The 7,126-nt window shown below is 33.4% G+C and carries 13 protein-coding genes; 7 read left to right on the top strand and 6 right to left on the bottom strand.

Annotated elements, in window-relative coordinates; genetic code table 11:
* Nucleotides 1–245 precede the first annotated feature (245 nt).
* Nucleotides 246–428, top strand: coding sequence for a hypothetical protein (locus V757_RS27010; protein ID WP_023953425.1), 183 nt, complete (start codon nucleotides 246–248; stop codon nucleotides 426–428).
* Between the two features lie 59 nt (nucleotides 429–487).
* Here the strand turns inward: V757_RS27010 and V757_RS27005 are convergent, their stop codons facing one another.
* Complete coding sequence (locus V757_RS27005) at nucleotides 488–742, bottom strand: Txe/YoeB family addiction module toxin (protein ID WP_023953423.1); 255 nt, start codon at nucleotides 740–742, stop codon at nucleotides 488–490.
* Nucleotides 739–993: a type II toxin-antitoxin system prevent-host-death family antitoxin gene (locus V757_RS27000; protein WP_023953422.1), complete on the bottom strand. Its 255-nt coding sequence runs from the start codon at nucleotides 991–993 to the stop codon at nucleotides 739–741. Before V757_RS27000 ends, V757_RS27005 begins: the two co-directional genes overlap by 4 nt.
* A gap of 730 nt (nucleotides 994–1,723) precedes the next feature.
* Here V757_RS27000 and V757_RS26995 point away from each other — a divergent pair.
* The 6 genes from V757_RS26995 to V757_RS28995 all read left to right on the top strand — a co-directional run bounded on the left by V757_RS26995 (nucleotide 1,724) and on the right by V757_RS28995 (nucleotide 5,305).
* Nucleotides 1,724–2,080: a hypothetical protein gene (locus V757_RS26995; RefSeq protein ID WP_023953419.1), complete on the top strand. Its 357-nt coding sequence runs from the start codon at nucleotides 1,724–1,726 to the stop codon at nucleotides 2,078–2,080.
* Between the two features lie 29 nt (nucleotides 2,081–2,109).
* Complete coding sequence (locus V757_RS26990; protein WP_023953417.1) at nucleotides 2,110–2,289, top strand: hypothetical protein; 180 nt, start codon at nucleotides 2,110–2,112, stop codon at nucleotides 2,287–2,289.
* Between the two features lie 176 nt (nucleotides 2,290–2,465).
* Complete coding sequence (locus V757_RS29005) at nucleotides 2,466–2,918, top strand: hypothetical protein (protein WP_218184525.1); 453 nt, start codon at nucleotides 2,466–2,468, stop codon at nucleotides 2,916–2,918.
* A 43-nt stretch (nucleotides 2,919–2,961) separates the two neighbouring features.
* The gene (locus V757_RS26985) at nucleotides 2,962–4,251 is read left to right on the top strand and encodes an HsdM family class I SAM-dependent methyltransferase (protein ID WP_218184524.1); all 1,290 of its coding nucleotides are present in this window, start codon (nucleotides 2,962–2,964) and stop codon (nucleotides 4,249–4,251) included.
* Nucleotides 4,244–4,549 carry a restriction endonuclease subunit S gene (locus tag V757_RS29000; protein WP_218184523.1) on the top strand — a complete coding sequence of 102 codons (306 nt, stop codon included), beginning with the start codon at nucleotides 4,244–4,246 and terminating at the stop codon, nucleotides 4,547–4,549. Before V757_RS26985 ends, V757_RS29000 begins: the two co-directional genes overlap by 8 nt.
* A 144-nt stretch (nucleotides 4,550–4,693) precedes the next feature.
* Complete coding sequence (locus V757_RS28995; protein WP_023953413.1) at nucleotides 4,694–5,305, top strand: restriction endonuclease subunit S; 612 nt, start codon at nucleotides 4,694–4,696, stop codon at nucleotides 5,303–5,305.
* A 175-nt stretch (nucleotides 5,306–5,480) separates the two neighbouring features.
* Here the strand turns inward: V757_RS28995 and V757_RS26975 are convergent, their stop codons facing one another.
* From V757_RS26975 to V757_RS27735, 4 genes are all read right to left on the bottom strand, one after another.
* Nucleotides 5,481–5,723, bottom strand: a complete 243-nt coding sequence (locus V757_RS26975) for a type II toxin-antitoxin system RelB/DinJ family antitoxin (RefSeq protein ID WP_023953411.1) — start codon at nucleotides 5,721–5,723, stop codon at nucleotides 5,481–5,483.
* A gap of 135 nt (nucleotides 5,724–5,858) precedes the next feature.
* Nucleotides 5,859–6,125, bottom strand: a complete 267-nt coding sequence (locus V757_RS26970) for a type II toxin-antitoxin system RelE family toxin (protein WP_023953409.1) — start codon at nucleotides 6,123–6,125, stop codon at nucleotides 5,859–5,861.
* Entirely contained in the window at nucleotides 6,115–6,357 is a 243-nt protein-coding gene (locus V757_RS26965; protein WP_023953407.1) for a type II toxin-antitoxin system prevent-host-death family antitoxin, read from the bottom strand. The genes V757_RS26970 and V757_RS26965 overlap by 11 nt, the downstream gene beginning before the upstream one ends.
* Nucleotides 6,358–6,638: 281 nt before the next feature.
* A complete protein-coding gene (locus V757_RS27735) occupies nucleotides 6,639–7,061 on the bottom strand; it encodes a hypothetical protein (protein WP_023953405.1) in 423 nt (140 codons plus the stop codon).
* Between the last annotated feature and the right edge of the window lie 65 nt (nucleotides 7,062–7,126).

The following is a 7,126-nucleotide window of genomic DNA, read 5'->3' as shown; positions in this document are numbered from 1 at the left end:
GAACTAACCAGAGGAGTGGTTAACGATTTATAATACGCAAAGACCTCATGATGCACTAAAGGGCTCACCCCTTTAATGTACAAACAAAAACATTCCGTTTCTACTTTATAGTTGTACTAAAAATGGGATGGGTACAATAATTAGCAGGATTTGATGGTGAAAACATAAGAAGTAAGGGTAGAGATTTATTTGATTTACATTTTTTAGCTAAAAATTACACTGATTATTTTACCTATGAACAAGCTGTGAGATTAGAAAAGTATTCTGAGGATATAGCTAACCTAGTGATTCGATATGCAGAAGATATTAAAAATGATCCTTTATTAAGTCACGTAATGGATGTTGAAATAGTTTCATTAAAGTTAAATCAGATGGCTACTGAAATGGTAAATCAATATATAGATAAAGATTTTTCGATAGATTTTTAATATTATCTCATCAAACAATAAGAGCCAGCTCCGAAAGGGGCTGGCTTTTTTTATGTCTATTAATAATGATAGCGACAAGAAATAATAAAAAGGGTATCGTCTTTAATCTCATATACTAAACGATGCTCTTCTGTAATTCTTCTTGACCATAAGCCTGAAAGATTAAATTTAAGTGGCTCTGGCTTCCCAATACCTTCAAAAGGGGTACGATGGATTTCTTTGATAAGTTTATTAATTCGCTTTAATGTCTGTTTATCAGTCTCTTGCCAATTAATATAGTCATCCCATGCCGAGGAAGTAAAAAGGGTTTTCAATCCTCTAACTCCTTAAATACTACAGTACGCCCTTGTTGTAATTCTTTAATAGAGTCTAGTAAATGTTTTACATTTGCTGGAGATCGCAAAAGGTATGCCGTCTCTTCTAATGAATTAAATAGTGCCTCTGACATGAGAACACAATTATCACCATTAGTACGGGTAATGAGTACGCTTTCGTGATTATCCACTACAGTTTGCATTTGATCAGCAAGGTGTTGTCTAGCTTGGCTATAAGTAATGGCTCGCATAATTTTCTCCTAAAATTTAATTGTACAACATATTGTACAACTTTGGAATAGCGATAGCGTTTCCAGTTATGCTGGAATAAAAATAGCCCAAAGGGCGTTTCTGCGATAGCAGAATTTCTTTTTTGCTTGCAAAAACAGGTGGCTGGCGATCGTAAAAGCGTCCACTTTTAACGGCGACAGCCTATCCTGCATCTAGCTATTTTTAGGCTTTTTCTCCCTGATTTTACCGTTTTTGCTTCGTATTTTTTGTTTTTGAGGGTTGTTTCATCAATTTTAGGTAAATTTAGATTATTAAAAAGGTTATTTATAAGTTATAAATAGGTTATAAATAGTATATTATGGTTATGTTATTGGTTTATATGTTATAAAATAGTTAACAAATAGTTCATAATAAAGGTTATTTATAGGTTATAGAAATTGTTATTTTTTAGGTTATTTATTGGTATAAAATTGGTAAATACTGGTAAATTTTAGAAAGTAACCATTGTCTGAAAAGAAGGATAATGAGTTGGCAATAGGTTTTTATAAATGTGGTGATATTTTTTAGGTAAATTTAGATTATTAAAAAGGTTATTTATAAGTTATACATAGGTTATAAATAGTATATTATGGTTATGTTATTGGTTTATATGTTATAAAATAGTTAACAAATAGTTCATAATAAAGGTTATTTATAGGTTATAGAAAATTTATTTTTTAGGTTATTTATTGGTATAAAATTGGTGAACAAATGAACGTAAAAGAATTTATAGAACAAGCAAAATCAAAAACATCCCATAAGGGTAAACTCACTCCGTGGAAGGCTGAAATTTCCGAATTAAGAGAGGCTGGAATGACTTATAAGCAGATTCAAGAGTTTTTAAGTATCCATAAAGTAAATGTCTCATTAAAATCAATCACTGTATTTTGTAAGAAGCATTTTACTAATACGAAAATTGAAAAATCTCAAACACAACCTCGTCAAGCAGGACTAGAATCAACTAGCAAACATCAACAAGCCAACCCTCAAGCAGCTACAGAGCGTAAAAAGAGCAACTATGTACCGCCACCGTGGGCTGGTGATGCAGATATAGATGATATCATTTAGTTTATTTTGCTTATGATACATACCAAGAAATGAATTCTGATTATTATTTGCTGAATAAAGTAGCAGATATTAAAAATAAAAATGAGGAAGAGTTTATTAAAGAACTCTACCAATTAAAAACTATAGTAAAAGATAAGCAATACTTTATCAACACATTAGAAATTTGGAAAAAGCACGGAACGGCTATACCAGATGACCTTTTTAATTAAAGTACTCTCATTGTTACATTTTAAATAGTTGATTTTTGAAATTAACTCTTGACTTAGGCTTAAGGAAAACACATGCTTTTACAGACAGACAGACAGACAGACAGACAGACAGACAGACAGACAGACAGACAGTGTAATGCTATCGCTATTAACCCTGCAGGTTATTGGGGGTTGATGTGATCCATTTTAGAACAGAAGACGAAGTACGAGATGATGCCAAAACCATTTTGGGTTTTAACAAAAAAGAAAAAGGTATCAAACAAGGGGCAGGACAAATTACCACCTTTAATCAGCTAGGCTTTAAAGGCATTAGCGATAAACCAGACGGCTGGTATTTATCCGATAATGTCAATGATGTTGCTATTATTCTTGAAACAAAAGCCGAAGATAAGGATATTGGTAAACAAGTATTTATTGATGAATTATTTAAAAATATCGATATTATTAGCACTAAATACAAAAAAAACATTGGTATTCTCTACAATGGCAATGATGTGGCGGTATATAAAAACAAAACCCTGATTGCGACTGCCAAAACCTTACAAAACAAGCAATACTATATAGACCTATTCAAAGACAATCACATAGATAAAAATAGAATCTATGCACTAACTAAAAAAATCAAATGATTTACTACATTTCAAATTTGGTATTAAAAATCTGTATCATCGTATGATTTTTACGGCTTCGGCATTAGTGGTTGAACGCTTTGGCGGTAATTTGGAAGCGATTAAAAACAACGGCTACGCTCCATTCCAAAACAAAATTTACAACACGCTTGCCAAATCATTAGAAGAGCATAAACAACAAAATCTTAAAATTGGGATTTTGCTTGAAGTGTATAGCGAAATTCGAATGAACATTGTAGAAAATCAAGACGACATCAATACCTTTATTGATTGCGTGATTGATATTTCCCATTCCGTTAATTCAGATAACTGGAATGGCGAAGATGTCATGGGGATTTTCTTTAACGAATTTAACCGCTATAAGAAAAAATCTGAAAGCGGACAAGTCTTTACCCCTGAACATATTACCTCGTTTATGTACGATTTAATCGGTGTTAGCCATAATGACAGAGTGCTTGATGCGACCTGCGGAAGTGGCGGTTTTCTTGTCAAGGCAATGGCGAATATGATCAAAGAAGTGGGCGGTATCAATACCCAAGAAGCCGAAAATATCAAGAAAAATCAGCTTTTTGGCATTGAATTTGACCGAGAAATTTTCGCCCTTGCCAGTGCCAATATGCTGATTCACAAAGACGGCAAAACCAACCTAGAACAGCTAGACGCACGAGAAAAAGCAGCCTGCGAATGGATAAAAGCCAAAAATATCAGTAAAGTGCTGATGAACCCACCGTATGAACGCAAATACGGCTGTAAGCAAATTGTAGAAAATGTACTCAATAATGTGCCAAATGGGACAAAATGTGCCTTTATCCTGCCTGATAAAAAGCTAGAAAAAGACAAAATGGGCGGACTGCTGAAAAAACACACGCTAGAAAGCATTATTAAGCTGCCTGAAAACCTATTTGATGCAGGGGTTACTACCAGTATTTTTATCTTTGAAACAGGCAAACCCCAAAATAACCGCAAAATCTTCGCTTGCTATATGGAGGATGACGGCTTGGAGCGTGTGAAAAATCAAGGACGGCACGATATTAAAAACCGTTGGGGCGAGATTGAACGCTATTGGCTTGACGTGGTATTGACCAAAACCGATGCAAAATACCAAACGCACCAATGGCTAGACCCAAACGAATGTTTGTCGTATCAAAAACCACAGCAAGCATTTGAAATTTTTGAAGAAGATTTTAAAAAAGTGATTTTGGACTATATCTTGTTTGAAGACGGTGTAGATGTAAAAACTTTTAACGACAACCTGCTTAATAAAGTGTTGTATCAATCCGTGATTGAAAACGATAAGTTGGTATTAAATCTACAAGGGGATAGCAATGAATAAATTGGATATTTCGGGTTGGAAAGAGTTTGTTATTGGCGAATTGTTTGAGATTAAACGCCCTGAAAGCAGAAGTATTAAACAATATGAAGATGGCTCTGTACCATTTGTATCATCAGGCAATTTTAATAACGGCATTGATAAATTTGTAACGCCATTGGCTGATGAAGTTTTGGATAAAGGAAATTGTATAACCATTAGCCCTGTTGATGGCAGTTGTTTTTATCAAGCGGTAGATTTTCTTGGTCGTGGTGGCGGTGGTAGTTCAATTATTTTGTTATATAACGATAATATGAAATGAAAAAAACGGCATATTTATAAGTGTGATTTTAAGAAAAACTTTAAGCAAACTTTATGAATATAACGATATGGGGAGTTCTAATTCAATTAGGCAAGAAAAGATAAAACTACCCATTACCGCAAGCGATGAACCGACTGGGAATATATGGAAAACTACCTCAAAGCCCTATATTCTAGAGAGAGAGAGGGTATCTCTGCTGTTGCAAGCTATGTAGAAAAAGCAACAGAAAAAAGTGTTGATATAGCAAAATGGGGTGTGTTTACCATTGGTGAGTTGTTTATAACTGAGCCTTTTAAAAATAAACGACAAGTGCCAACAGGTGCGTTGATTGCACGCAAAGATTTAACCGATGGTGATGTACCAAGAATTACCGTTACCAATCTTAATAACGGAATTGTTGGATATTACAAAAATATCCAATCAGATAATTACCGAGTATATGAAAATTTTATCTCTGTCTCTTTTCTCGGAACGATTTTTTACCACCCATATCAAGCCAGCCTTGATATGAAAGTTCATTGCTTAAAGTTAAAAGACAAAGAGTTAAACCACAATATTGCCTTATTTTTGATTAGTGTTATTAAAAAGCAAATGAGTTATTTTGCTTATAATGACCAACTTTCAAGCACGGTATTGCCAGAATTATCGCTATTTCTACCTATCACCGCCAACAATACCCCCGATTGGCAATATATGGAAAACTACGTTAAAGACTTATACTCTATAGAAAAAGAGAGAATCTATACTATTGCATAGTAGGTAGAAAAGTGGTCTAAGAAAGTAATAAAGCTAAATCTCATGCTAAGGTAGATATGGACTTCTTAAAAATGAAGTTGTATAGATACTAAGCAATCATTAAAAATTCATAAGAAATAAAGACTTAGTCATGTTTTAGGAGTAGTTATCCACAAAATCTGTGGATAATCAGAGGTTATAAGTTATCCAACGTTACCTCAATTGCTTTTTCAGGATTCGCTAAACGATAACGAACTATTTGTAATAGCTCAGCCTCATCATCTGAAATGACTGTTTGCTGAATAGGTAAACGCTTATTATCCGCAATGTATTGAAAATAAAGACGCACGGCTTCGGTAGGGCTAATCTTTAAATGCTCTAATGCTTGATATGCTGACTGCTTTAACTTATCATCAAGTCGAATACTAAGAGTTGCCATGATATGCTCCTTTTTAGTTTTAAATTACGATAGTTATATTGTAATGCTATATTGCATTACAAACAAGTTGAATTAAAAAACTAAAAACTTAAATTCTATTTTTTGAAAAATAAGAAATAAAGGCTTAGTCATATTTTATCGTTTATAGATAGAATCTCGTCTATTAACGCTGATGACTTTAACGATTACTTGATCATCAATGACTTCATAAAGCAGTCTAAAACCAATAGATTTTAGTTTTATTTTATATCGATATCCAGTATATCCAGATAGTCTATTTTTAGGAATATGCGGATTTTCTAATACTTCAATTAGTTTTTTTTTAAATAAAGAAGCAACACTGTTATCAAGTTTTTTCCATTCCTTTAAGCCTTGTTCTGTGAAAAATAATTTATAAGTCATCAATGGAAACCTGAATTAATTTGTCATCTTTTCGTCTCTCTGCAATCATATTTAGCTCCATATCCTCTAATTGAATCATCATTCTTTCAAAATAATCTGCTGGAATAAGATAAGCTTCTGGTTTATTGTGATTGAGTACAGCTATTGGAGCATCCACCGTAGCTAGTATAGAGGCGTAATTGCGTTTTAATTCGGTTACGCTAATGGACTGTTCAGCATAGATAGAGTTCATAAAATAACCTCATATTTAGTATTTAATTATGCTCTAATTTTAACATACAATTAGATGTTTTAAAGGGTACAACAAAAAATATAATAGAAAAAATGCAGAATGAACCTGCTAATATTAGGTTTTCTGAATTAAAAAAGGTTTGTACTGAATTCTTTGGTAATCCTCGTTTGAACTGGTATGAATTTTCTGGACACCAAGGAGTCCAAAATTTCCATACCAGTTCAAGATTTTGCATTAAAAAAACCGCCTGAAAAAAGCGGTTAAGTTTGATTAACGCTATATTAATTTGGTTTTTTACCTAATCGACTATATTTTTTGCTTAACTCTCGAATTAACGCTTGAACATTAGGTTGATGAATAACATCAAAACAATAAGCAATTGGTAATTCCAAATCTCCCGTAGGTGAAGCCTCATAGCGAATAACATACGCTGTGGTATTAGCAATTGCCTTGTCAACTGTTTCACTCAACGGTATCAACACTTCTTCAGGATTAAACTCACTATTCCCTTCCATAAGTGAATTTGCCCAAGCTTCCCCTGTCTTCTTCAAATAGGAGTCTTTCTGTTCAGCAAGGCAAGAGGCATTAGCAAAAGCATTTAGTGCTTGAATAAGCTCTTGTTGAGCAATAGCTCCTCCCTTAGGTTGTGCCCAGACACTTAAAGGGAGACTCAAAATTAGCGTGATGATAGTTTTTTTTAACATGATTTTTCCCTAGTTAAACTCAAAAAATATGCTCTTTTTGAGTGCGTTTATTGAAGGATTGCTGA

This window comes from Pelistega indica, from assembly GCF_000506865.1.
GTDB lineage: Bacteria > Pseudomonadota > Gammaproteobacteria > Burkholderiales > Burkholderiaceae_B > Taylorella > Taylorella indica.
Note: the sequence above shows the minus strand (reverse complement) of the source record. Positions and strands in the feature narration are given on the sequence as shown.

Coding starts and splice junctions, on each gene's coding strand:
- V757_RS27000 (WP_023953422.1), bottom strand. CDS start 993: ATGCGAGCCATTACTTATAGCCAAGCTAGACAACACCTTGCTGATCAA.
- V757_RS26995 (WP_023953419.1), top strand. CDS start 1,724: ATGAACGTAAAAGAATTTATAGAACAAGCAAAATCAAAAACATCCCAT.
- V757_RS26990 (WP_023953417.1), top strand. CDS start 2,110: ATGAATTCTGATTATTATTTGCTGAATAAAGTAGCAGATATTAAAAAT.
- V757_RS26985 (WP_218184524.1), top strand. CDS start 2,962: ATGATTTTTACGGCTTCGGCATTAGTGGTTGAACGCTTTGGCGGTAAT.
- V757_RS29000 (WP_218184523.1), top strand. CDS start 4,244: ATGAATAAATTGGATATTTCGGGTTGGAAAGAGTTTGTTATTGGCGAA.
- V757_RS28995 (WP_023953413.1), top strand. CDS start 4,694: ATGGAAAACTACCTCAAAGCCCTATATTCTAGAGAGAGAGAGGGTATC.
- V757_RS26975 (WP_023953411.1), bottom strand. CDS start 5,723: ATGGCAACTCTTAGTATTCGACTTGATGATAAGTTAAAGCAGTCAGCA.
- V757_RS26970 (WP_023953409.1), bottom strand. CDS start 6,125: ATGACTTATAAATTATTTTTCACAGAACAAGGCTTAAAGGAATGGAAA.
- V757_RS26965 (WP_023953407.1), bottom strand. CDS start 6,357: ATGAACTCTATCTATGCTGAACAGTCCATTAGCGTAACCGAATTAAAA.
- V757_RS27735 (WP_023953405.1), bottom strand. CDS start 7,061: ATGTTAAAAAAAACTATCATCACGCTAATTTTGAGTCTCCCTTTAAGT.